The organism is Streptomyces sp. 11-1-2, assembly GCF_003595545.1.
In the GTDB taxonomy this organism is placed as follows: Bacteria; Actinomycetota; Actinomycetes; order Streptomycetales; family Streptomycetaceae; genus Streptomyces; species Streptomyces hygroscopicus_B.
In genome coordinates this window covers 5762183-5784205 of the sequence record NZ_CP022545.1, presented here as the reverse complement: position 1 = coordinate 5784205, position 22023 = coordinate 5762183, and the positions used below count along the sequence as shown (strand labels likewise).

General features: G+C 70.1%; 21 protein-coding genes, 1 pseudogene and 1 riboswitch. Of the genes and pseudogenes, 14 read left to right on the top strand and 8 right to left on the bottom strand.

Annotated features, from left to right (window positions below; genetic code table 11):
- Positions 1–83: 83 nt before the first annotated feature.
- From CGL27_RS24395 to CGL27_RS24385, 3 genes and pseudogenes are all read left to right on the top strand, one after another.
- On the top strand, positions 84–716 hold the full coding sequence (locus CGL27_RS24395) for an HAD-IB family phosphatase (RefSeq protein ID WP_078642403.1): 633 nt from the start codon (positions 84–86) through the stop codon (positions 714–716).
- Positions 717–1067: 351 nt separating this feature from the next.
- Positions 1068–2597 (top strand): globin domain-containing protein, encoded by a 1530-nt coding sequence (locus tag CGL27_RS24390; protein ID WP_119990019.1) that lies wholly within the window; start codon positions 1068–1070, stop codon positions 2595–2597.
- Between the two features lie 151 nt (positions 2598–2748).
- Positions 2749–3381 (top strand): annotated as a pseudogene (locus CGL27_RS24385) (pyridoxamine 5'-phosphate oxidase family protein); the annotation flags it as partial.
- A gap of 1085 nt (positions 3382–4466) precedes the next feature.
- Here CGL27_RS24385 and CGL27_RS24375 read toward each other — a convergent pair.
- The 5 genes from CGL27_RS24375 to CGL27_RS24355 form a co-directional block, all read right to left on the bottom strand.
- Complete coding sequence (locus CGL27_RS24375) at positions 4467–5024, bottom strand: NUDIX hydrolase (RefSeq protein ID WP_119994528.1); 558 nt, start codon at positions 5022–5024, stop codon at positions 4467–4469.
- Positions 5025–5066: 42 nt separating this feature from the next.
- Positions 5067–5966: a LysR family transcriptional regulator gene (locus tag CGL27_RS24370; protein WP_078642401.1), complete on the bottom strand. Its 900-nt coding sequence runs from the start codon at positions 5964–5966 to the stop codon at positions 5067–5069.
- A gap of 197 nt (positions 5967–6163) precedes the next feature.
- A complete protein-coding gene (locus CGL27_RS24365) occupies positions 6164–7303 on the bottom strand; it encodes a cystathionine gamma-lyase (protein WP_119990017.1) in 1140 nt (379 codons plus the stop codon).
- Complete coding sequence (locus CGL27_RS24360; protein ID WP_119990015.1) at positions 7300–7911, bottom strand: low molecular weight protein-tyrosine-phosphatase; 612 nt, start codon at positions 7909–7911, stop codon at positions 7300–7302. Before CGL27_RS24360 ends, CGL27_RS24365 begins: the two co-directional genes overlap by 4 nt.
- A gap of 24 nt (positions 7912–7935) precedes the next feature.
- Positions 7936–8316 (bottom strand): phage holin family protein, encoded by a 381-nt coding sequence (locus CGL27_RS24355; protein WP_020870012.1) that lies wholly within the window; start codon positions 8314–8316, stop codon positions 7936–7938.
- A gap of 65 nt (positions 8317–8381) precedes the next feature.
- On the opposite strand from CGL27_RS24355, the gene CGL27_RS24350 reads away from it, so the two are divergent.
- The 3 genes from CGL27_RS24350 to CGL27_RS24340 all read left to right on the top strand — a co-directional run bounded on the left by CGL27_RS24350 (position 8382) and on the right by CGL27_RS24340 (position 9978).
- Positions 8382–8699, top strand: coding sequence for a cupin domain-containing protein (locus CGL27_RS24350; RefSeq protein WP_078642398.1), 318 nt, complete (start codon positions 8382–8384; stop codon positions 8697–8699).
- 232 nt (positions 8700–8931) lie between these two features.
- Complete coding sequence (locus tag CGL27_RS24345; protein WP_078642397.1) at positions 8932–9126, top strand: DUF5326 family protein; 195 nt, start codon at positions 8932–8934, stop codon at positions 9124–9126.
- A gap of 414 nt (positions 9127–9540) precedes the next feature.
- The gene (locus CGL27_RS24340) at positions 9541–9978 is read left to right on the top strand and encodes an SsgA family sporulation/cell division regulator (RefSeq protein WP_037954688.1); all 438 of its coding nucleotides are present in this window, start codon (positions 9541–9543) and stop codon (positions 9976–9978) included.
- A 282-nt stretch (positions 9979–10260) separates the two neighbouring features.
- Here the strand turns inward: CGL27_RS24340 and CGL27_RS24335 are convergent, their stop codons facing one another.
- Positions 10261–11688, bottom strand: a complete 1428-nt coding sequence (locus tag CGL27_RS24335) for a YibE/F family protein (protein ID WP_119990013.1) — start codon at positions 11686–11688, stop codon at positions 10261–10263.
- A 71-nt stretch (positions 11689–11759) separates the two neighbouring features.
- Positions 11760–11877, top strand: a riboswitch (TPP riboswitch).
- Here CGL27_RS24335 and thiC point away from each other — a divergent pair.
- Entirely contained in the window at positions 11870–13639 is a 1770-nt protein-coding gene (thiC, locus tag CGL27_RS24330) for a phosphomethylpyrimidine synthase ThiC (protein WP_119990012.1), read from the top strand. Its footprint overlaps the riboswitch before it by 8 nt.
- Positions 13640–13774: 135 nt before the next feature.
- Here the strand turns inward: thiC and CGL27_RS24325 are convergent, their stop codons facing one another.
- Positions 13775–15127, bottom strand: a complete 1353-nt coding sequence (locus tag CGL27_RS24325) for a tetratricopeptide repeat protein (protein ID WP_119990010.1) — start codon at positions 15125–15127, stop codon at positions 13775–13777.
- Between the two features lie 574 nt (positions 15128–15701).
- Here CGL27_RS24325 and CGL27_RS24315 point away from each other — a divergent pair.
- The 3 genes from CGL27_RS24315 to CGL27_RS53215 all read left to right on the top strand — a co-directional run bounded on the left by CGL27_RS24315 (position 15702) and on the right by CGL27_RS53215 (position 17216).
- Positions 15702–15977 (top strand): hypothetical protein, encoded by a 276-nt coding sequence (locus CGL27_RS24315; RefSeq protein ID WP_119990005.1) that lies wholly within the window; start codon positions 15702–15704, stop codon positions 15975–15977.
- 200 nt (positions 15978–16177) lie between these two features.
- The gene (locus CGL27_RS24310; protein WP_119990003.1) at positions 16178–16468 is read left to right on the top strand and encodes a hypothetical protein; all 291 of its coding nucleotides are present in this window, start codon (positions 16178–16180) and stop codon (positions 16466–16468) included.
- A gap of 616 nt (positions 16469–17084) precedes the next feature.
- Positions 17085–17216 (top strand): hypothetical protein, encoded by a 132-nt coding sequence (locus tag CGL27_RS53215; protein ID WP_267950672.1) that lies wholly within the window; start codon positions 17085–17087, stop codon positions 17214–17216.
- Between the two features lie 206 nt (positions 17217–17422).
- Here CGL27_RS53215 and CGL27_RS24305 read toward each other — a convergent pair whose 3' ends face one another.
- Positions 17423–18193, bottom strand: a complete 771-nt coding sequence (locus tag CGL27_RS24305; RefSeq protein ID WP_119990001.1) for a GntR family transcriptional regulator — start codon at positions 18191–18193, stop codon at positions 17423–17425.
- A gap of 169 nt (positions 18194–18362) precedes the next feature.
- On the opposite strand from CGL27_RS24305, the gene CGL27_RS24300 reads away from it, so the two are divergent.
- The 4 genes from CGL27_RS24300 (at position 18363) to CGL27_RS24285 (ending at position 21903) form a co-directional block, all read left to right on the top strand.
- Positions 18363–18725, top strand: a complete 363-nt coding sequence (locus CGL27_RS24300) for a hypothetical protein (protein ID WP_119989999.1) — start codon at positions 18363–18365, stop codon at positions 18723–18725.
- Positions 18725–20035: an FtsK/SpoIIIE domain-containing protein gene (locus CGL27_RS24295; RefSeq protein ID WP_119989997.1), complete on the top strand. Its 1311-nt coding sequence runs from the start codon at positions 18725–18727 to the stop codon at positions 20033–20035. The genes CGL27_RS24300 and CGL27_RS24295 overlap by 1 nt, the downstream gene beginning before the upstream one ends.
- Positions 20032–20229, top strand: a complete 198-nt coding sequence (locus tag CGL27_RS24290; RefSeq protein WP_014054507.1) for a hypothetical protein — start codon at positions 20032–20034, stop codon at positions 20227–20229. The genes CGL27_RS24295 and CGL27_RS24290 overlap by 4 nt, the downstream gene beginning before the upstream one ends.
- A 300-nt stretch (positions 20230–20529) precedes the next feature.
- Entirely contained in the window at positions 20530–21903 is a 1374-nt protein-coding gene (locus CGL27_RS24285) for a replication initiator (protein ID WP_119994527.1), read from the top strand.
- Positions 21904–22023 lie beyond the last annotated feature (120 nt).

Below are 22023 nucleotides of genomic sequence, written 5' to 3'. Positions count from 1 at the left end.
CGGCGGCGGGGCCCGGGCCGTCGGCAGGGCAGGGCAGGACCGGGGCGGCGGGGCCCGGAGGGTTGCCTCTACGCTCGGCTGATATGACCAGACTGCATCTGTTCGATCTGGACGGCACACTCATCCACGGCTCCGCCGCCGCGATCGAGATCTCCCGGCAGCTCGGTCTGGAGCGGGAGATCGCCGCGCTGGAGCGGGGCTTCGCGGGCGGGGAGATGACGACGGCCCAGTTCGCGGAGCGTGCCTGCGCGCTGTGGGAGGAGCTGACGGAGGAGCATGTGGCGGCGGCGTTCGAAGGGGCGCCGTGGCTGGCGGGGATCCGTGAGGTGTGGGCGGACATCCGGGCGCGGGGCGAGCGCTGTGCGGTGATTTCGCTCTCGCCGGGCTTCTTCGTGTCGCGGCTGCTGGAGTGGGGCGCGGACGCCACCTACGGATCGGCCTGGCCCGCCGTGCCGTTCCGGGAGCCGGTGGATCCGGCGGGGATTCTGACCCCGGCCGCGAAGGTCCGGATCGCCGATGAACTCTGTGCGAAGTTCGGGTTGACCAGGGATCACTGCGTGGCCTACGGGGACTCACTCTCGGATGCGGAGCTGTTCACGGTGGTGCCGGTCTCGGTCGCCGTGAACGCCGACCACCATGTGAGCGAAATCGCATCCCACGCCTATGCCGGTCGTGATCTCCGGGAGGCTTACGAATTGATGGGTAACCGCACGTAACTATCGGTAATTACACGAGTTGGCGGGTGTAACGAGTGCGGTGTACTTGGGGCTTGTGAATTCATCCGGGGCCGGTAGGGTCGAGTCCGGTTCCGTGCGGCGTGCTGTAACGGGGTCAGAACGGGCATCCCGGGCCAACCAGCATAACGGGAACGCGGCCCCCGTTTCCCGGACTTCGGGCTATGTGCCCGGGGCGGGGAACGAGCGTGGCATGCTGCCCGGAAGAGAGTCACGGAGAGGGTCGGTACGACCATTCTCGCTTGAACCAGGGCACCAGGACGGGGAATTGCGGGCACATTCCGGCAGCGGAAGTGCGAAGACCGACAGAAAGATGTTCGAGGCGAGGCAACCATGGACGCTCCGACCACCACATCGTCGGCCGGCAGCGACGGCTCCGGCGGAAACAGTGGCGACTGGGGCTGGTTCACCCCGAGCAGGCGACCGGCCGAGGAGCAGGGGTCCCCGGACCGGCAGAGCGATGAGCGTGCGCCCAGCCGCCCGGTGAATCCGATACGGCCGGTCGGCACCGGAGCCGACCGACGTACGCCCGTGGAGCCGCCCCCCGCGCCCGGTCCGGGGGCGTCCGGTCCGCGAGCGGGCGACCGCCGGGTGGATGACCGCCGGGTGGACGAGCGCGGGGCCCCCGGCCCCGCGGCCCCCGGGCGCGAGGAGCATCAGCGTCCCGACGAGGCGGCCCCGGCCCCGCAGGACGTCCGGCCCGGCCCCGACTCGCCGTTCGCCATCCCCGAGACCGCCTCGCCCGACGCGATCCTGCTGCGCCGCACGATGGCCGAGGTACAGCCCGTCAGCGACAAGGTCACCTCGTATTTCTACGCGCTGCTCTTCGTCCAGCACCCCGAGCTGCGGCCGCTCTTCCCCGCCGCCATGGACGCCCAGCGCGACCGGCTGTTCAAGGCGATACTCACCGCCGCCCGGCTCGTCGACGACCCCGACATCCTCACCGACTTCCTCTCCCGGCTCGGCCGCGGCCACCGTAAGTACGGCACCCAGCCCGAGCACTACCCCGCCGTCGGTGAATGCCTGATCGGCGCGCTCACCCGCTACGCGGTCACCACCTGGACCGACGAGGCCGAGGCCGCCTGGGTGCGTGCCTACACCGCGATCTCCCAGATCATGATCGACGCGGCGGCCGAGGACGAGCTGCGCGCCCCCGCGTGGTGGCAGGCCGAGGTGGTCGGGCATGAGCCGCGCACCCACGACATCGCCGTGATCACCGTCCGCCCGGATCAGCCGTACCCCTTTCTGGCGGGCCAGTACACCTCAGTGGAAACGCCCTGGTGGCCGCGGGTGTGGCGGCACTATTCGTTCGCCTCGGCGCCGCGCTCCGACGGGCTGCTCTCCTTCCATGTGAAGGCCATCCCCGCCGGATGGGTGTCCTCCGCGCTGGTGCACCGGGCCCGCCCCGGCGATGTGATCCGCCTCGGGCCCCCCGCCGGGTCCATGACGGTCGACCACTCCAGCGACAACGGGCTGCTCTGCCTGGGCGGCGGCACCGGTATCGCGCCGATCAAGGCACTGGTCGAGGACGTCGCCGACTACGGCCGCCACCGTCCGGTCGAGGTCTTCTACGGCGCCCGCAATGATCATGACCTGTACGACATCGACACCATGCTGCGGCTGGCGCAGAGGCATCCGTGGCTCGCGGTCCGCCCCGTCGTCTCCGACGGCCCGACCAACGGCCTCAGCGGCCGGCTGCCGGACGCCGTGCGGCAGTACGGCCCGTGGAACGCGTTCGACGCGTATCTCTCCGGGCCGCCCGGGATGATCCGCAGCGGTGTCGACGCCCTGGTGGGCATCGGCATTCCGTCCCACCGCATCCGGCACGACTCCATCGAGGAACTCGCCGCCGCCGCGGAATAGGACGCGGACGGCAGACGGCGAAACACCGACATGAGGCAGGCATTCCGGCGATTCCGGACGGCGAATCAGTAGGACGGGGACGAGAACCGTGGACAGTGCGGAGCACCTCGACGATCGCGCGCGGCGTCCGGGGAGCGACGGCGAACACCTTCTGCAGCGGCGACTGGACACGGTGGACCGCGCCGACCGCTTCTACGACGAACAGGTGCTGGACCACCTCAACGTCCGGATGCGGGAGTTCATCGACCGCCAGGAAATGTTCTTCCTGGCCACCTCCGACGGGCACGGGGAGTGTGACAACACTTTCCGTGCCGGTCCGCCCGGCTTTCTGCGGGTACTCGACGCGCGCACGCTGGCCTATCCCGAATACCGGGGGAACGGCGTCCTGGCCAGCCTCGGCAATATCCAGGAGAACCCCCACGTCGGCATTCTCATGGTCGACTTCTTCCGGGACCGGATCGGGCTGCACGTGAACGGCCGGGCCCGGGTGGTGGAGGACGCCGCGATGCGCGAGGCGCACCCCGGCCTGCCGGTGGACCCGGTACGGGGGCGGCGCGCGGTGGTGTGGGTCGAGGTGACCATCGAGGAGGCGTACATCCACTGCGCCAAGCACATCCCGCACCTCCAGAAGGTCCCGGCGCAGCGACGCACCGGCGGCGGCGACAACCGGCACCACGGCCCCTCCGGTGACCAGGCCCTCGAGCACGACCGGGAGCGGGACTGGGGGACGGACGACGTCAAGCGGAAGGGCGGCGACTTCTTCGGCGCCGCCGCCGAGGCGCGCGACGGCCGCAGGAACCCGCCCGCCCCGCCCACCACCGCCCCCACGACCCCACCGACCCCGCGACCGGCGGAGCTGCCCGGCCGGCCCGCCCCGGTGGCCCCGGCGGTCCGGGTGCTGCCGGCCCCGCCTGTTCCGTACGCCCCAGTGGTCCCGGGTACGGAGACTCTGGCCATGGCAGCCGTCTCGGGCCCTCAGACCCCGGTCACCCCGGCGGCCCCGGCCGTCCCGGGCCTTCAGGCCCCGCCTGTCCCGTACGCCCCGGTGGTTCCGAGCGCTCGGCCCCTGGCCACGCCGGCCGTCTCGGGCTCTCGGACCCCGGCAGCGCCGGTGGTCCCGGGTCCTCAGGCCCTGGCCACCCGGGCGGTCTCGGGCCCTCAGATCTCAACCGTCCCCGCTGCCCCGGACCTTCAGGCCCCAACCGCCCCTCCGGCAGTCTCGGCCGCCCTGGGTCCCCAGATCCCGGCAGCCCCGGCGGTCTCGGACCCTCAGACCCTTGCGGTCCCGGTGGGCCAGGACCCTCAGACCCCGGCGGTCCCAGTGGTCTCGGGCTTCCAGGTCCAGGCGGCTCCGGCCGCCCCGAGCCCCGCCCTGGCCGTACCGCCCGTCCCGGCCGCTCCACCGGTGTCGCGGCCGGTGGACCTTCCTGGCGAGGCCGCGCGGGCCGCCCAGGCCGTCTCGGCCTCGCGGGCCCCGGCCGCCCCACCCGCCCTGCGGCCGGTGGACCTTCCCGGCCGGACCGTTCCGGCCGACCCGGGCCCGCAGACCCCGGCCGCCCCCGCAGACTCGGACGCTCAGACCTCAGGCGCCTCAGGCACCTCAGCCGTCCCGGACCCCCAGACCCCACCGGCGGCACAGGCCGAACCGGCTGACTCGGCTGGGCAAGCGCCGCAGCCCTCGGTGGCGCGCGCCGATCTCAGCCCGGCCATCCGGCCGGAGGTCCGCCCCGACGCGGGGCCCGAGACCTGGCGTGAGGAGGCCGAGCGGGTGCTGGCCGAGGCACGTCAGCGGGCGGCCCGGAAGACCCAGCAGCCGTTCGGCGGCTGGTTCCGCTAGGTCCTGCCCCGCGAAGACCCGCCCGGCAGTCCCTAGCCGAGGTCGTCCGCGAGCAGGGCCAGCACGCCCTCGATGTTGGCGTCGAGGTAGGCCCGCAGCGAGGGCGGCACCACCCCGACCGAGGCGATCCCCTCGCGGGTGAACGGGACGCTCACCACCTCGTACTCCCCGCACGGCTCGTCCACCTCCGGGCCGTGCCGCCGGGTGAGGTCCATCGAGGCGAGTCTGCAGACGAAGAAGTGCTGCACCTTCACTCCGCCAGAGCCGCCAGAGCCGCCAGAGCCGCCAGAGCCGCCAGAGCCCTGGGCGCCTTCGGCGCCCTCCGCGCCGTCCGCGCCCTCATCGGGATGGGGGACGGTGTCCACGAACGCGGGCACCACATCGGTCACCTTCGCCCCCAGCTCCTCGTCCACCTCGCGGTGCAGGGCCTCGACGACGGTCGCGTCCTCGGGCTCCATCCCGCCGCCCGGAGTGATCCAGTACGGCGCCTGGCCGGGCTTGGTGCGCTTGATCAGGAGCATCCGGGGCGCGGCCTCGCCCTCGAGGAGAATGGCGCGAGCGGTGCGTTTGACCACAGGTCGTTCGGTCATGCAGGACATCTGCCGCACCCTTGGCCCCGCGAAACCACTTACTCACCAGTCGACAGCCGCGCGCAACAGCCATTCGTGCGCCCGCGCGATATGCGGCAGCGCGAGCGCCCCCGTCCGCACCACCAGGAAATAGGTGCGCAGCGGCGGCACCGGCGGGTTGAGCAGCGCCACCACCTCCCCCGCGTCCAGCGCGTCCATGCACAGATAGCGCGGCAGGACGCCGAGCCCGGCGCCCTCCGCGACGCAGGCGAGCACCGCGCGCAGATCGGGCGCGATGATCGTGCCGGCGGTGACCGGCCGGGTGTCGAAGACGGCCGACCAGTAGCGGGTGACCAGCGGCAGGCTCTCGTGCACCTCGACGACGGGCAGCGCCTCCAGCGCGCGTACCCCCTTGACCTGGAGCACCGCGGGGCCGCCGAGCCGGGCCGCCCAGCGCGGGGCGGCGACCAGCACATGCTCCTCGTCGCACAGCGGGGTGGCGGCCAGCAGTCGGCCCCGCGGCCGGGCGGTGGTGATGACCAGGTCGTGATGGCCCGCGCCGAGCCCCTCGAACAGCTCCTCGGTGCTGCCGAAGGCGCAGCGCACCGCCAGTCCCTGGGTGACGAGGGTGGTCAGCGCGGGCAGGGCGCGCAGCGCGGTGAACTCGGGAAGGCCCGCGAGATGCAGGGTGCGCAGCGCCGAGCGGTCGTCGTCGAGACCCGCCTCGGTGATCTCCACGAGGGCGTCGAGATGCGGCGCGGCCTTGTGGGCGAGCTCGTCCCCGACGGTGGTGGGGACGACGCCGCGCGCCGTACGGAGGAACAGAGGGCGGCCGAGCTGCCGCTCCAGGGTGCGTATCTGGCCGGTGACGGCGGGCTGGGAGAGCCCGAGCAGCCCGGCGGCGCGGGTGAAGGACCCGGCGCGGTGAACCGCGACAAAGGTGCGTAAGAGGGCCAGATCCATGCGGTTCCCCTCGCCTCGGCGCGCCCCGAACGCATGCCAACTATAAATATGCCGATAGGTCCATGTCGCTACTGTGATTGGACACTGACGCTGAGTCAACTAGCCTTGTTCGAGCGGTTCTCCACGAGAAGAACCGGGGCGTCTCAAGCCACGAGGGGGGAGGCTTGAGACGCCCGCACAGGCCTACCCGCCCGCTTTCAGCCACCTGCCGCGGCGCCGGCCGCGTCGAGCGCCCGCAGTACATCGGCGATCAGATCGTCCGGGTCCTCCGCGCCCACCGAGAACCGGATGAACCCCTCGGGCACCGCGTCGCCGCCCCACCGTCCGCGCCGCTCCGCCGTGGAGCGCACCCCGCCGAAGCTGGTGGCGTCGTCCACCAGCCGCAGCGCGTCCAGGAAGCGCTCCGCGCACTCCTTGTCCAGCAGGGTGAAGGAGACCACGCAGCCGAAGCGCCCGCCGCGCATCTGCCCGGCCGCGAGCCGGTGGGCGGGATCGGTCGGCAGACCGGGGTGGCGCAGCCCGGTGATCTCGGGGCGCTCGCGCAGCGCCTCGGCGAGGGCCAGGGCGGTCGCCGCCTGGCGGTCGACGCGTAGCTGGAGGGTGGCCAGGGAGCGGTGGGCGAGCCATGCCTCCATGGGGCCGGGGATCGCGCCCACCGTCTTGCGCCAGGCCCGCACCTCCGCGGCGAGCCGCGGATCGCGGCAGGTCACATAGCCGAGCAGCACATCGCCGTGGCCGGTGAGCGCCTTGGTGCCGCTCGCCACGGCGAAGTCCGCGCCGAGCTCCAGCGGGCGCTGGCCGAGCGGGGTGGCGAGGGTGTTGTCGACGGCGACCAGCGTGCCCCGGGCGTGCGCGGCCTCGGCGAGCCGGCGGATGTCACAGACGTCCAGTCCGGGATTGGACGGGGTTTCCAGCCACAGCAGCTTCGTCCGGTCGTCCAGGGCGGCCAGCTGGGCGTCCTCGCCGGTCGGGGCGGTGCGCACCGTGACCCCGTAGCCCTCCAGCCGCTCGACCAGCGCCGGGAGGAGCTGATAGCCGTCCGACGGCAGTACAGCCGCGTCGCCCTGGCGCAGCTGGGACAGCAGCACGGCCGAGATCGCGCCCATCCCGGAGGAGAAGACGACCGTCTCGGCGTCGGTGCCCGGTGACTCCAGCTCGCTGATCGCCCGCTCCAGCAGGGACCAGGTGGGGTTGGCGTCCCGGCCGTAGGTGTAGGGGCCGACGGGGTCGCCGGGGAGGTGGTAGTGGGCGGCGAAGACCGGGCCCGGCAGCGTCGGCTCGTACGCCTCGGCCTCGGGCAGCCCGGCCCGTACGGCGCGGGTGCCATCGCCGGTCATGCGGGCTCCTTCCCCGCGTCGGGGCCATTGGCGGCCGACGCGCTCTTCTTGCTCTCGGCGCTCTGGGCGGCCCTCTCCGGGGTCTCCTCGGCGGTGCTCCCCGCGGCGTCGACGGCCTCGGTGACCGCGTCCAGCAGCCCGCCGCCGGCGGCCTCGATCATCTCCAGGCACTCCTCGAAGTCGTCCGTCCCGCCGAAGTAGGGGTCCGGTACATCGAGGCCGCCCAGCGCGTTCTGGTCCGCTTCCGGGTCGTAGCTCCGCAGTAGCCGTACCTTCGCGGCGTCGTGCGGGGTCGGCGCGAGCGCGCGCAGCTCATGCAGATGGCCGCTGTCCAGGGCGATCACCAGATCGAGGTGATCGAACCAGTCGGCCCGGAACTGCCGCGCGATGTGATCCTGCTCATAGCCGTGGGCGGTGAGTACGTCGATGGCGCGGCGGTCGGCCCCGTCGCCCTCGTGCCAGGGCCCGGTGCCCGCGCTGTCCACCTCGACACGGCCGTCCAGCCCGGCCTCCGCGGCGTGGGCGCGGAAGACGGATTCGGCCATCGGCGAGCGGCATATGTTGCCGGTGCAGACAAAGCAGACACGGTAGGGCGACGGGTCTCTCATGCCTCTCATCATCCCCGGCCGGGGTCAGTCCTTGTCATCGGGCAGCACGACGTGCAGGGCCCACGCGACTATGGAGACGATCAGGCCACCGAGCACCGCGGTGCCGAAGCCGTCGACGTCGAAGCTCAGATCCAGCTTTCCGGCCAGCCAGGAGGTCAACAGCAGCATCAGGGCGTTGATCACCAGCGTGATCAGCCCGAGGGTCAGGATGAACAACGGAAAAGCCAGGAGCTTGACGATCGGCTTGACCACCACGTTCACCACGCCGAAGACCAGGGCGACGAGAATGAGGGTGAGCGCTTGGCGGCCGGTGTTGTCACCGGTGAGCGTGATGTCCTTGAGTAGCCAGATGGCGACGCCGAGGGCACCGGCGTTCGCGATCGTCTTGACGAGAAAATTCTTCATGGTTGAGATCGTCGCAGACAGGCCCCGCGGCAGGCAGGGGCCCCGTAGGCAGGGGTGGAGAGCGAATGAAGGCGTTCCGGCTGGATGAGCTGGAGGCGGAGCGGGCCGCGAACAACGGCGCGTATCTGCAGTTCCTGCGGGAGCGGAACATGTCCGTGGGGCTGTACGCGCTGGACGCGGGCCAGCCCGACCCGCAGTCGCCGCACAACCAGGACGAGGTCTACCTGGTGGTGAGCGGCCGGGCGTCGGTCACGGTGGGAATGGAGACGACGCAGGTGGCGCGGGGCAGCGTGGTGTACGTACCGGCGGGCACGGCGCACAAGTTCCACCACATCACCGAGGACCTGAGGGTGCTGGTGGTGTTCTCGCCGCCGGAGGGCTGAGGCCGCCCGAGGGCTGAGGCCGGCCGAGGGGTGGTGCTGCCCGAGGGTGGTGCCGCCTGAGGCTTGTCCACCGTGCAGCCGATGCGTGGCGGGACGGTCCCGTAGGGGTCCGCTCAGGGGAGGACGGGGGGTGAGGGACGCCCGCGCGCTTCCGTCCCGTCCTAGCATCGAGGCAGGGAAGACCGGCCGTCGGCGTCCGGACCCACGGCTCGGAGAGAAAGCAGGGAGTTACGTGACCACGAAGGGGATATTCCGGGGCTTGCCGTGGTGGGTGACCTGGATCGCGATACCGGTCCTCATCCTCGCCGTATTCGGCGGCCTGGTCATGAGCGTGATCGGGTTTCTGGTGAGCTTCGTCTTCAAGGCGCTGCTGCTGGTGGCGCTGATCGCCGGGCTGATCTACGTCGTACGGAAGTTCACCGCCTGACCCGCCCCGCGGCGCTCGCCGCGTCGTCCAGGGCCTGACGCATCCCCGCAGGCCCTGCGGACCCCCACCGCGCGTGGATACGCCGCGCGAGGGATACCGCCGGGGCGGGAGCGCGGTCCGGCGCCACCCATGCCGTTAGAGTGCGAGACCTCGGCGTTCTTCCTCTCGGCGTCTGCCTCGCAACAACACCCCGGGGGTGCCTGTTGACGACAGCGATCTTCGATACGGCCGGTGCGCCGGCCCCGATCTCCCGCCCACCGGGCCCACGTCGTCCGGCCCCGCGGGTCTCCCCATGGCAACACTGGCCATTTTCGTTCCCTCACACGAGGCAAACCGACTCCGCACAGCAATCGAGTCGCTACGCTCCAGAGTCGGCCATGCGCAAACAACCCGGGGCGGCGAACGATGCGTGACATGCGTGACACAGTTCAGGCGGAAGTGACGATGACCTTCCTGGTCTCGCAGGATCTCTCCTTCCGGATCCCGGTCGAGCTGTCCTACGACAGCAGCGACCCCTATGCCGTCGAGATCACCTTCCATTTGCCCGGCGACGCGCCGGTGAGCTGGGCCTTCGCGCGGGAGCTGCTGCTGGACGGGCTGAGCAAACCCACCGGCGAGGGGGATGTGCGCATTGCTCCGGCCTCCCCCGAGGGGCTCTCGGACGTCTTCATCAGACTCCAAGTCGGCTGTGAACGGGCCCTGTTCCGGGCCGGGGCCGCCCCTCTGGTGGCCTTCCTCGATCGGACGGACCGGGTGGTGCCTTTCGGCCAGGAGCCGGCGGCCTGCGATCCGGTCGGCGATCTCGACGCCGAACTCCACCGCATCCTGGCCGAGGACCGGTACGCGGGCTGAGCGCCGGATACGCGGCGGCGGGCCGAAGACCGGTGTGCCGCGGCCGAACCGTCCGCCATCACCGAACCGTCCGCCATCACCGAACCGGCCGGATCACCGAGCCAGCCGGGCGGCGTGCCCGGTGGCTGAGCGGCTCGTCGCCCAGCGGCTCGTCGTGTCCCTGCCCGGCGGCCCAGCGTGCCCTCCCCGATGGCTCGTCGTGTCCTCGCCCAGCGGCTGTGTCCCCGCCCGGCGGCTCAACGTGCCGTTGCCCGACAGCTCAACGTGTCGTCGCCCGGCCGCTCAGCGCGTCTTGGCCCGGCGCCGCCGCCCGCGTCCGCCCCGGCCGGTGCTGGCTCCCTGGGCGCCGCCCGCGTCGGCCCCCCGCTCCGCGCCGCCGTCCGTGGCCGGGGCGCGGTCCGCGGAGACCACGAGCACGGCCAGCGCCGTGGTCACGGGCACCGAGGCGACGAGCCCGATGCTGCCCACCAGCGTCCGTACGATCTCCTGCGCGACGATCTCGCTCGTGGCGACCGTGCCCACACCGGTGTCCGCGATGGAGAACAGCAGCAGCAGCGGAAGCGACGCGCCCGCGTACGCCAGCACCAGCGTGTTCACGACGGAGGCGATGTGGTCCCGCCCGATCCGCATCGCCGCCCCGTAGAGCCTGCGCCGGGACGCGGTCGGGTCCGCGGCCCTCAGCTCCCACACCGCCGAGGTCTGGGTGACCGTCACATCGTCCAGCACGCCCAGCGAGCCGATGATCACGCCCGCCAGCAGCAGCCCGCGTATCTCGATGTTCGGATAGAGGCCGTGCACCAGCCCGGTCTGGTCGTCCGTATTGCCGGTCAGGCTCGCCCAGGCGATGAACAGCGAGCCCAGCACCCCGATCAGCAGCAGTGACACCAGTGTGCCGAGCACGGCGACCGATGTACGGGCCGTCAGCCCATGGCACATATAGAGCGCGAGAAGCATGATCGCGCTGCCCCCGACGACCGCGACCACCAGCGGATTGGAACCCTGGAGTATCGCCGGGAGGATGAACAGCGTCAGCACCCCGAAGCTGATCGCCAACGCCACCAGCGCGAACACCCCGCGCAGCCGCCCCACCACCACGACGGCGAGCGCGAACAGCCCCGCCAGCAGCGCCATCGGCATCGACCGGTCGACGTCGGACACGGAGTACTGCAGGTCCTTGGGCGCCTTGGGGGCGTACGCCAGCTTCAGCTCCTGCCCGGCGCTGAACTGACGCGAGGCGTTGGGCTGGACGATTTCGGGGAAGGTGCGGCCTTTGTCCTTGCCCGAGGTGACCTCGATGGTGGCCTTCTCGCAGACGCTCTTCTTCCCGCCCTGCCCGGGGGCGCCGTTCTGGGCGGCGCTGTCCTGGCCGGGCTCGGTGGGCGCCTGCGGCTGGGCGTTGACGTCGGCGCAGTTCACCTCCTCGACCTTCACCACCCGTCCGGCGACGGTCTGCTGGTCGAAGCCGAGACCGCTGCGGCCGCTCGCCTTGTGGTCGGGCGTGCCGCCCGGCCAGAGCACGATCAGACCGGCGACGACGGCGACCGCGAAGGGGATGAGCACCGCCGCGATGATCTTGCGGAGGCGGGCAGAGACGGGAGCGGCGGGGCCATGACTGTGGGAGTGGCCGTGGGAATGGCCGTGGCCGTGGTCGTGCGCCTGATCGGAGGGGCGGGGCTGCTCGGGCGGGTGGTCCTGCTGGATGGCGGTCACGGTCGCATCATCGCAAGAGGAGTGGGCCCCCTGTTCAGCACTGTGGATAAACCGTTAGCGTGGGCACGAACCTTTGCAATCGCGGGAGCTCGGAGCACCGGGCTGAGAGGGCGCTGACGCTGACAGCTGCGCCGACCGCTGAACCTGTTACCGGGTAATGCCGGCGTAGGGAGTGGGTCTCATGACTCAGCAGGATGCATCATCGCGCGCCGAGAAGGCCGAATTCGGCTGGCATAAGGGATATGTCGCGGGTTCGCGCCCGGACCTTCACGTCCCGGTCCGCCGAGTGCACCTCACCAACGGCCAGGATGTGACGCTGTACGACACCTCCGGCCCGTACACCGACCCCACCATCGAGACGGATGTCCGCCGTGGCCTGGCGCCGCTGCGGCAGAACTGGATCGTCGCCCGCGGCGACACGGAGGAGTACGCGGGCCGTCCCGTCCGCCCCGAGGACGACGGGATCAAGCACACCTCGCCCCGCGGGGGGCTGCGCAACCTCGACGCGGTCTTCCCCGGCCGCCCGCGCCAGCCGCGGCGCGGCCGAGCGGGCGGCCCCGTGACCCAACTCGCCTATGCGCGGCGGGGCGAGATCACGGCGGAGATGGAGTACGTGGCGATCCGCGAGAACGTCTCCCCCGAGGTGGTCCGGGAGGAGATCGCGGCGGGCCGCGCCGTCCTCCCGGCCAATGTCAACCACCCGGAGATCGAGCCGATGATCATCGGCAAGCGGTTCCTGGTGAAGGTCAACGCCAATATCGGCAATTCCGCCGTCACCTCCTCCATCGAGGAGGAGGTCGAGAAGATGACCTGGGCGACCCGCTGGGGCGCCGACACGGTCATGGACCTCTCGACCGGCCGCAACATCCACACCACCCGCGAATGGGTGCTGCGCAACTCCCCGGTCCCCATCGGCACCGTGCCGCTCTATCAGGCGCTGGAGAAGGTCGACGGCAGGGCCGAGGAGCTGACCTGGGAGATCTACAAGGACACGGTCATCGAACAGGCCGAGCAGGGCGTCGACTACATGACCGTCCACGCCGGCGTCCGGCTGCCGTACGTCCCCCTGACCGCCCGCCGCAAGACCGGCATCGTCTCCCGCGGCGGCTCCATCATGGCGGCGTGGTGCCTCGCCCACCACCAGGAGTCCTTCCTCTACACGCACTTCGAGGAGCTGTGCGAGATCCTCGCGGCGTACGACGTCACCTACTCGCTGGGCGACGGACTGCGCCCCGGGTCGATCGCCGACGCCAACGACGAGGCGCAGTTCGCGGAGCTGCGCACGCTCGGCGAGCTCAACCGGATCGCCAAGGAGCATGGCGTCCAGACGATGATCGAGGGCCCGGGCCATGTCCCGATGCACAAGATCAAGGAGAACGTCGACCTCCAGCAGGAGATCTGCGAGGAGGCCCCGTTCTACACCCTGGGCCCCCTCACCACCGATATCGCCCCCGCCTACGACCACATCACCTCCGGCATCGGCGCCGCGATGATCGCCTGGTGGGGCACGGCGATGCTCTGCTACGTCACGCCCAAGGAGCACCTGGGCCTGCCGGACCGCGATGACGTCAAGACCGGCGTGATCACCTACAAGATCGCCGCCCATGCGGCCGACCTGGCCAAGGGTCATCCGGACGCCCAGGCATGGGACGGCGCGCTCTCCGACGCGCGCTTCGAATTCCGCTGGGAGGACCAGTTCAACCTGGCCCTGGACCCGGACACGGCCCGCTCCTTCCACGACGAGACCCTCCCGGCGGAACCGGCCAAGACGGCGCACTTCTGCTCCATGTGCGGGCCCAGGTTCTGTTCGATGAAAATTAGCAGAAGCATCACAGAGCAGTTCGGCGGCGACGCCGACGCGACGCCCGAGGAGATCGAGGCGGGGATGCTCCAGAAGTCCAGGGAGTTCGCGGCAGCGGGCAACCGCGTGTACTTGCCGCTCGCGGACTGATCTCCTGCCCGTGCCAGTGAGCGGTGGAGGCTTCTTACGGCTTCCATCGCTCACTGTGTCCCCACCACGAGATCGCACAACATGATCCGGGCCCCGCTTCATGAAGATGCGGGGCCCGGATCATGTGTGTCGGGTTCAGAAGGGAAGTTCGGGTCGGGCGGTGCCTCGTTTGATGGTCATGATCTGCTCGTGGAAGTCCCGTGCAGCGGCCTCACGCGGGTACCTGGCGCGCAGTTCCTTGTCCAGCTCGTCGGCGACTAAAAGCAGGGACGGGAGGGACTTGCGGTCGGCTTCCAGAGCCACTGTGCCCATGCCGATGGCTTCTTCGATCTCGCCCGTGCGGGCGGCGGCGACTCCGAGGGTGAGGCGGGCTTCTGCGGCGCGCATGGGCGAAATCTCGGTGCCGTCGGGGCCGGTGCTGATGCGGATCACTGAACGGGCGTGGGAGGCGGCGCGCTCGTCGTCTCCGAGGAGACGGTAGGCGTCCATTTCGTAGAAGTCCCACTTGTCCGGGTCGATGATGAAGTGATGTTCGGGGTGGTCCGGCCTGGGGAGTCGGTCCAGCCTGGCACGCCCTGCGTCGAGGGACTGGCGGACGAGGCGGGCGTCTCCCATGCGAGCGGCGGCGCGTGCCTTGTGGGCGTAGAGCTGGACGCCGACGGAGTGTGTCTGGTCCGCCAGGTGCCCGGCCTCGACGGCGTCGAGCATGTCTTGCCAACGGCTCTGCGTCAGGGCGAACCACGCTTCGATCTCCCACGCCCAAGCCTTGATCTCGCTGTGCCCTGCCTCCTCACCTACCCGGAGTGCGGCGGCCTTGCTGAGATTGGCGGCCTCGCGCTGACCCCGGTCGTACTGGACGCACGCGTTCAGAAGGAACAGCCATCCGGTGTCCACGAGCAGTTCCCGGTGCTGGCGGAGGGTCATCCGGCCTTCGAGCTGCTTGGTGACGTATTGCAAGCCGTTCCGGGTGCGGTCGTGCAGGTAGTCGGCATCGGCGTAGGGGTAGGCACGGGCCAGTTGGTCGATGCCTTCCTCGATCGATTCCAGGGCCGCGCTGTTGATGCTGGACATTTCCGTGCGCCGGAGCATCTCGGCGATGTCCCAGAGGCCAGCGCCACCCTGTGAGATCAGGGTGCTTGGATCTTCCAGATGAGTGGTTCTGGCGGGTCGTTCCAGCTCCCAGGGGCGCGGGGCGACTCCCGCGAGGTGACCGGGGATGCGCAGACCGTCCACCACTTCAAGGATCTTGTGGAACTGAGTGATCCGTGGGCGAGCGCCCTTGCCGTCGGTCTCGGGCCGGGCCATCTTGCCGATGTGCTCGCGCTTGTAGCCGACGGCCTCGGCGATCTTGGCGTAGCTGATGTTTCCGTGGATCTTGGCCAGTCTGAAGACTTCGCCGAAGTCATGGTTGGCGATCGCCGACCGCACGTCTGCGCGCTCCAGTACGTGAGGCGGCAGAGCTGCCGGTGTCGGTGCAGCTTCGGTCATCTCACTTCCCCATCGTGATTGACCTACGTCTCTTCTGGTTCGATCTTCCTTCTGATCTGTGTGCCCTCTCGTCTCGCGAGTGTACCCACGAGGGGGGTCCCCAAGAGGGGGGAGCGACGGCCGGGACATGGGGTGCAACCTCGGGTCACCCTGCCGGGAGGGTCTCGGCAGATGTGATCAGAGACGGCGGTCCATGTCGTGAACGTGAAGGAAACCCGGCGACGTGAACACGCGATGAGTACGCGGCCTCGTTTACTGCCGTGGCCGAACACGGCAGGGCGGCCCTGTTACCTGGTGACGGATGACAGCGACAGTCCGCTGTCCCAACTCGCTGACGAGATGGAGGCAGTACAACTCCACACTGCATCCGAACTTCTGGGCCGCGCGGGCATGTTGCTTGCTGACCCCAAAGCGGGCGAGGTTGAGATGCGGTTCTTGGTCAAGCGCCTGTGTGAAGGGCTGCGAGACACACTGAGGGTCGCCGAGAGTCGGGGCGGGCGCCTGCCTGCCTTATCTGACGGTGAGCCGCACGATCGCCCCGATGGCCCTTCTGCGCATGAGGGCGGGAGGCCGAATGAGTAGGGCTCTGCCCGGGGCCTCGAAGGAGTGGCACGTCGGTCCCGTGCCGGGGCTGGGTCTGCGCCGTGAAAAGGACGGTCACCTTGTGCTGCCTCTGGCGGTGGCCCGCTGCGGAAAGCACCTCGCGCTTGCGCCGCTGGTGCTGACGGTGGCGGAGGCAGAGCAGTTGCATGCCGCCTTGTGCTACGCGCTCGGCGGCGAGCCTGCACCCGAGGACGCGCCGGAGTGCCGTAAGCCGGTCCGTTACCCGGGTGGCCGACACAAGTACTGAGGTCGGTTCGGACGGAATCACGCGCAACAACTGAAGAAGCAACACCGGACCACCCCTCCGCCTGGACAGCTCGGGGTGGTCCGGCTGGGGATCGATCACGAACCCCGGTGCCGATGGTACCGGGGTCGTTGTCGTGCTCCCGCTCGACGTGGCCCGGTCGTTGATTGTCAGTTGGCTTGCAGAGAAAGGGACTTGACCAAATGTGCGGCCCTGGGGACGACGGGTTCGAGGGAGAAGCGGCAGACCTGGAGGCGGGGATATGGGTGCGCGGAGTGGACTACCTGAGCGGCTGGCGGGACGCACGGGAAGCGACTGCCGAGCTGGGCGATGCGCTGAGCCTCGTCGGCGTGGAGGCGGCAGGGCTGCGGCTGCGTGCCGCTTCGGGCACGGACGGCTCCGGGGTGGTGAGGCTGGAGTTGTCGGCGGCGTCGGCGCGTGAGGTGGCGATGCTGGCGCGGGTGACGGCGGCCCGGCTGGGCAGGGCGGGTTGATCGGGGTGGCCGGTGGCGGGCGTGTGGTGCTGGATCGGCGCGCTGTGGGCACGCCGCCGGCCGTAGCGGCTTTTGGGCGGGAGCTGCCACGGGGCGAGAGAACAGGGGGCCTTACGCTGGCCCGGCGAATCGGGCGGGTCTGTGATCCTGCCCGCGTTTGCGACCGATTGGCCCCCTGTTCTTAGAGGCTCGCCCCGTGGTGGCTGCCTAAAAGCCGCGTAGGCCGTCGGCCCCAGCGACAACGCCCCCGCCCCGGACGGCGGTCGGCACCTCGGCGAGCGATCACGGGTGCGCTGGGAGTGCGGGCGGTGGGCGTCCGACGGGACCGGCGGCCACGCCGCAGCCCGGCGGGGCGGCCAGACCGCCCGGCGCGCCGAAGGCGCGCCCTTGAGTAAGTGAAGACAAGTTTCGACAGTTCGCCGCTCGGGGCGCTCTAGCCATGGCGGCTCTGCTGACGGGATAAGCTCGTCCTGGTAGGGCGTCAGCACCTCTGTGTGCAGCTCCTTCTGAACTGCGGGACTCCGTATCGGAGCCTCGGCCAGCGGGTCTTATCCGCGTCCGAGCTCCGGCCTGGAGGCCCGTCTCAGGCGGGAGTTGTCGCGATGAGAGGAGAGCGATGTCCGACCGACAGCGGAGAGCGTTGATCGACTGGGAGCAGATCAAACAGGGGTTGCAGGCAGCGAAACCGTGGGTGGAGCTGATAGCGAACCTGACCGGTCTGCTCCTGCTAGTCGTCAAGGCATTCTGACTGCCGGGGTCTGTGCAGAAGACCCCGGCAGCCGGTTCCGCTACGGCCTGGCGGAGCACTGCTCCTGCCAGGCCATTTTTGTCACTGCCAGCACTGACAGGCTGACACATAAAACTTACACCACAGTGCATGGTGAAAAAGGAATATGCAACGCCCATGCCAGCGCTGACCTCGCGTTTTGCAGCTGGTCAAGCGGTTATGCCTAGTCAGGCGGGGCGTAGAGCGCGGGGGCTGTCGGCGGAGATGCGGTAGCCGAGTTGGGCACGGTCGGCGCTGGCGCGGAGTTCTTCGAGGATCAGCGGCCTGTCGTGGGTGCCGAGTGTGACGCGGGCGGTGTAGAGGATCGGCGTCGCGTCGGGGACGTCCAGCGTGCTGCGCTCGTCAGGCAGCGGCATATGGGCATTCACGGTCTCGTGCCAGGTCAGCTTGTGCCCGGCGGCAGTGAGGATGGCATAGATCTGTTCCGGCTCGGTGTCCGGCGCCTCTGCCAGCTGCTCGACCTCATCGGTGGTGGCGAACGGGATGAGCACGCGATGGAGGGCGTGGGTGCCGGTGTCGGGGTCGGTGAGTAGTCGGTCGATGCCGAAGAGGGCTTCCCCTTCGTCCAGTCCGAGTAGCGGGGCCGTGGTCGCCGTGGTCGTGGTGCGGTGCACGGCGGGTTCTTCGGCCTGCTCCCACGCGCGATGTCCGACGCGGAATGCCTTGCCGCTACGGGTGATGGTCCGCTCGATGGTGACGGCGGGGGCGGGCAGGGCGCGGACGTAGCTGCCCTTGCCGTGGATGACCTCGATGAGTCCTTCCGCGCGGAGTGCGGCGATGGCCTTGCGGACGGTGGGACGGCTGACTTTGTAGCGCTCGATGAGCTGGGTCTCTGAGGGGAGTGGAGCCCCGGGCTTGTACTCGCCTGCGGCGATGCCGCTGCGGATCTCGGCTGCTACCTGCTGGTACAGCGCTCCGGGGCGTTGGATCTCTCCCATGCCTGGCTCTCCTCGTCACCTGTCATGTGCGGTCCTGACGTGAGCTGATGTCACTCGTAAGCATAAGTACTTGCCTCCCGGCGTCAAGACAGGCATAGTCCTAACTCGTAAGCATGAGTGACGTCACGTGACGTGTGACGTCTCGACTGGCCAAGGAGGCCCACAACCCATGCAGTCCATACCTGTGGACACCACCCGGCTCGGCGTACTGCGGTGCGCGGTCGGGCCTGAACCGAAGATCGCGGATTTTGAGAGCAAGGAGGTCAAGAAGGACCGGGACGGCAACACGATCTACACCGTCGCCGTGACGGTGCGGCAGGACGGGCGGCGCGTCTCGGTGATCGAAATCGCCGTCCCCGGAGAGCCCAAGGGCGTCGTGGAGGGCTCGGAGGTGCGGGTGACGGGCCTGGAGGCGTTTGCCTGGGCCATGGGCGACCGTCACGGCGTCAGCTTCCGGGCCGCTGCTATCACCCCCGTATCGGCCCCGGCCCCGGCCCCGTCGGCGTCGGCGGGCAAGGGCGGTGGTGCCTGATGAGTCAGCTCCTGTTCGCCATCGTGCTGGTGGCGCTGGCCTGGACGGTTGCGCTCGCCACCCGTCTGCCGGAGCGTTGGCCCAACTGGCGCTGGTACCTGACCGGCTACCCGCGCACCGCGCTGCGGGTGATGGTCACCTGGCGCAAGGTCGCTCACCTCAATGACCTCACCGTCTCCCACCAGCCCAACCGGCGTCTGCTGGGTGACCTGGCGGTCAAGGGCGACCCCTTGCGCACCCACGCCCCGCGCTGCTCCATCCCCCGTCCTACACCGAACGGGCTGTCGGTGCGGGTGCGGCTGCACGCGGGGCAGACCCCGGCCCCGTTCCTGGCGGCGGCTGAGGCGTTAGTGCACGCGTGGCGGGTGCACGCGGTGCGGATCGTCTCCCCTGAACGCGGCATCGTGCTGATCACCGCGACGGCGGCTGATCCGCTGGAACACCCCGACCGGACCACGGGGGAGGTGTCGGCGTCGCTGCTGTCGGCGGTGGTTGGCGCACTGGAGACCGGTGGCGCGTGGGTGATGAACTTCCGCCGGGTGCCGCACTGGCTGATCGTCGGCGCAACCAGGTCGGGGAAGTCCACGCTGATCGCCCGGCTGATCACCGAGCTTGCCCCGCAACCCGTCGCCCTGGTCGGCATCGACTGCAAAGGCGGCATGGAACTGGGCCTGTTCGAACAGCGGCTCTCGGCCCTGACAACCTGCCGCAGTCAAGCGGTCGCCGTGCTCGGCGCGCTGGTGGTCGACATGCAAGACCGCATGCGCACCTGCCGTGCGGCCGGGGCCCGGTCCATATGGGAGCTGCCCGAGAAGGAACGCCCCCTGCCCGTGGTGGTGGTCGTGGACGAGATAGCCGAGCTGTACCTGACCAACGGCAGCAAGGAGCAGCGGGCGGAGGCTGAGCAGTGCTCGACCTACCTCCTGCGGCTGGCTCAGCTCGGGGCGGCCCTCGGGATGCATCTGGTCGTGGCCGGGCAACGGGTCGGCTCCGATCTCGGGCCGGGTGTCACGGCGCTGCGGGCCCAGTTGAGCGGGCGTGTCTGCCACCGGGTCAACGATCCTGGCACCGCTGAGATGACCCTGGGTGATCTGAACAAGGACGCTGTGGCGGTGGCGCAGTCCATCGGGGAGGCCGAACAGGGCGTCGCCGTGACTGCTGGTGATACGGGCGGCTGGATGCGGGGGCGGTCGCACCTGACCACCCGCGCTGAGGCCCAAGTCACGGCGGCTGAGAACGCGGGGCTGGCGTTCCGCCTGGCTGGGGTCGCCCGTGCGCTGGAAGAGCTGGACGGCGGTGAGGGCGCATGAGTGAATCCCTGGTCCTCTCCCTGGCGCTGCTCTTCGGGCTTGCCACGGTCCTGCTCCTGCGCTCCCGCGCGGTGCGGTGGTGGGAAGCGCTGTTGATCGGCCTGTTCGGCATGTACCTGGGCCAAACCCCCGTCATCGACAGCACCAACGGGCTCGTGAACTGGCTCCTGTCCGGCTTCACCCACAACAGCTAGACCACCTCGGGAGGCCCCACCAGATGCCCATGCGCCGTGTCCGCTGCCCCGTCTGCAAGGGGGAGCGCTACCGCAGGACCCGCACCGGACACCGGCGGCGCTGCCGCTGCTGCCGGGGCACCGGCACCATCCGCTAACCCACACCCCAACCCGCTCACGAACGGGAGTGATCGCCATGGACGACACCCACCCAACCGCAACCATCCGTGCCGCTACGGCGGCCCACCCTGGGAGGTCCCCACCATCACCGCCGAGACCACCTCGGCTGACAGGCGCGCTCGCCTCGACCGTGCGGCGCGCCTGCGTCAGCTCTCCGAAGTTAACCAAGACCTGATCCGCCTCGTCCAAGACCCCCGCTTCAGCCGCTGGGTAGAGCAGATCACCGCTACCGGCGGCTGCGCCCACCCGATCCACCTCACCGGCTCCACCACCACCCGCGACACGCGCACGGGTGAGGTACTGCATCACTACGACACCCGTAACGAGCCTGGCGAACGGCTCCTGATCCGCTGCCGCAACCGTCGCCAAACCGTCTGCGCTCCCTGCTCACGCCTCCACGCGGGCGACACCTTCCACCTGGTGCGGGCCGGACTCGTCGGCGGCAAGACCGTACCGGCGGATGTGCGCGAGCGGCCCCGGTTGTTCCTCACCCTCACGGCACCCAGCTTCGGCCCCGTCCACCGCACCACTGCTGACGGGCAGCGCTGCCGACCGCGCCGCAATGGCGGAGAGTGCGAACACGGCCGTCCCATCGGCTGCCCGGCCGTCCACGACGCAGACGACCCGCTCACCGGACAACCGCTGTGCCCCGACTGCTACGACTACCCGGCACACGTCCTCTGGCACGCGCACGCGGGACGGCTATGGAAGGCATTCACCGACAACCTGTACAACCACCTCGCTGCCCGCGCCGGCCGCACCCGTACCGTCCTGCGGCGCGCCCTGCGTATCTCGTATGCGAAAGTCGCCGAGTACCAGAAGCGTGCGGCGGTTCACATCCATGCCGTGGTGCGTCTCGACGGCGCACACGGGCCGGATGATCCGCCTCCGGCCTGGGCGACGCCTGACGGGCTGCTGGCCGTGGTGCGCACCGCTGCTGCGGCCGTACGTCTCCGCACCCCCTACAGCGGGGCCCTGGGAGAACACGAACTGCGCTGGGGCGCCGAACTCGATGCCCGGCCGCTCCGGGCCTTCGGCAGCGGTGAGGGCCTGGCCGATGACGCCGTGGCCGCGTACGTCGCCAAGTACGCCACCAAAGGGGCCACCGACACCGGGGCCGGACTCGATCACCAGATCACCAGCCCAGACGACATCGCGGCGGCCCCCGTGTCGGCACACGTTCGTGCCCTCATGTACGCCTGCTGGCGCCTCGGCGGCCTGGGGGAGCTAGAGCCGCTCCGGCTGCGCGCCTGGGCTCACACGCTCGGCTACCGGGGCCACATCCTCACCAAGTCACGCGCCTACTCCACGACGTACGCGGCACTCCGCGCTGAACGCGCCAACCACATGGGTCACGCCGACATCCCTGCGGCGGTCACCGAACGGAACTGGCGCTACGTCGGCTCCGGCCACACATCCGGTGCTGCACTCGTCGCTGCCGGAATCGCCGAGGACATCGCCCAGAACCGCGCTGCCGCTCTCGAATTCCTTCGGTCTGAGGGTGATGCTGTCTGAGCACTCCTCCGAGGAAGCCGAGCAGGGCGGATAGGGAACAGGCGGCAATACGCGCGTGGATCGACCGACAGCTTCGCGAGTCTCCCCCACTCTCCGACGATCAGCTACGGAGCGTGGGGG

What these genes read in the sequence shown, in the direction of transcription:
- CGL27_RS53215 (WP_267950672.1), top strand. Translation starts at nt 17,085, where the DNA reads ATGTCCGACCGACAGCGGAGAGCGTTGATCGACTGGGAGCAGATCAAA.
- CGL27_RS24295 (WP_119989997.1), top strand. Translation starts at nt 18,725, where the DNA reads ATGAGTCAGCTCCTGTTCGCCATCGTGCTGGTGGCGCTGGCCTGGACG.
- CGL27_RS24355 (WP_020870012.1), bottom strand. Translation starts at nt 8,316, where the DNA reads ATGAAGAATTTTCTCGTCAAGACGATCGCGAACGCCGGTGCCCTCGGC.
- CGL27_RS24390 (WP_119990019.1), top strand. Translation starts at nt 1,068, where the DNA reads ATGGACGCTCCGACCACCACATCGTCGGCCGGCAGCGACGGCTCCGGC.
- CGL27_RS24290 (WP_014054507.1), top strand. Translation starts at nt 20,032, where the DNA reads ATGAGTGAATCCCTGGTCCTCTCCCTGGCGCTGCTCTTCGGGCTTGCC.
- thiC (WP_119990012.1), top strand. Translation starts at nt 11,870, where the DNA reads ATGACTCAGCAGGATGCATCATCGCGCGCCGAGAAGGCCGAATTCGGC.
- CGL27_RS24395 (WP_078642403.1), top strand. Translation starts at nt 84, where the DNA reads ATGACCAGACTGCATCTGTTCGATCTGGACGGCACACTCATCCACGGC.
- CGL27_RS24350 (WP_078642398.1), top strand. Translation starts at nt 8,382, where the DNA reads ATGAAGGCGTTCCGGCTGGATGAGCTGGAGGCGGAGCGGGCCGCGAAC.
- CGL27_RS24325 (WP_119990010.1), bottom strand. Translation starts at nt 15,127, where the DNA reads ATGACCGAAGCTGCACCGACACCGGCAGCTCTGCCGCCTCACGTACTG.
- CGL27_RS24310 (WP_119990003.1), top strand. Translation starts at nt 16,178, where the DNA reads ATGTGCGGCCCTGGGGACGACGGGTTCGAGGGAGAAGCGGCAGACCTG.
- CGL27_RS24305 (WP_119990001.1), bottom strand. Translation starts at nt 18,193, where the DNA reads ATGGGAGAGATCCAACGCCCCGGAGCGCTGTACCAGCAGGTAGCAGCC.
- CGL27_RS24375 (WP_119994528.1), bottom strand. Translation starts at nt 5,024, where the DNA reads ATGACCGAACGACCTGTGGTCAAACGCACCGCTCGCGCCATTCTCCTC.
- CGL27_RS24370 (WP_078642401.1), bottom strand. Translation starts at nt 5,966, where the DNA reads ATGGATCTGGCCCTCTTACGCACCTTTGTCGCGGTTCACCGCGCCGGG.
- CGL27_RS24360 (WP_119990015.1), bottom strand. Translation starts at nt 7,911, where the DNA reads ATGAGAGACCCGTCGCCCTACCGTGTCTGCTTTGTCTGCACCGGCAAC.
- CGL27_RS24365 (WP_119990017.1), bottom strand. Translation starts at nt 7,303, where the DNA reads ATGACCGGCGATGGCACCCGCGCCGTACGGGCCGGGCTGCCCGAGGCC.
- CGL27_RS24300 (WP_119989999.1), top strand. Translation starts at nt 18,363, where the DNA reads ATGCAGTCCATACCTGTGGACACCACCCGGCTCGGCGTACTGCGGTGC.
- CGL27_RS24315 (WP_119990005.1), top strand. Translation starts at nt 15,702, where the DNA reads ATGAGTAGGGCTCTGCCCGGGGCCTCGAAGGAGTGGCACGTCGGTCCC.
- CGL27_RS24340 (WP_037954688.1), top strand. Translation starts at nt 9,541, where the DNA reads ATGCGTGACACAGTTCAGGCGGAAGTGACGATGACCTTCCTGGTCTCG.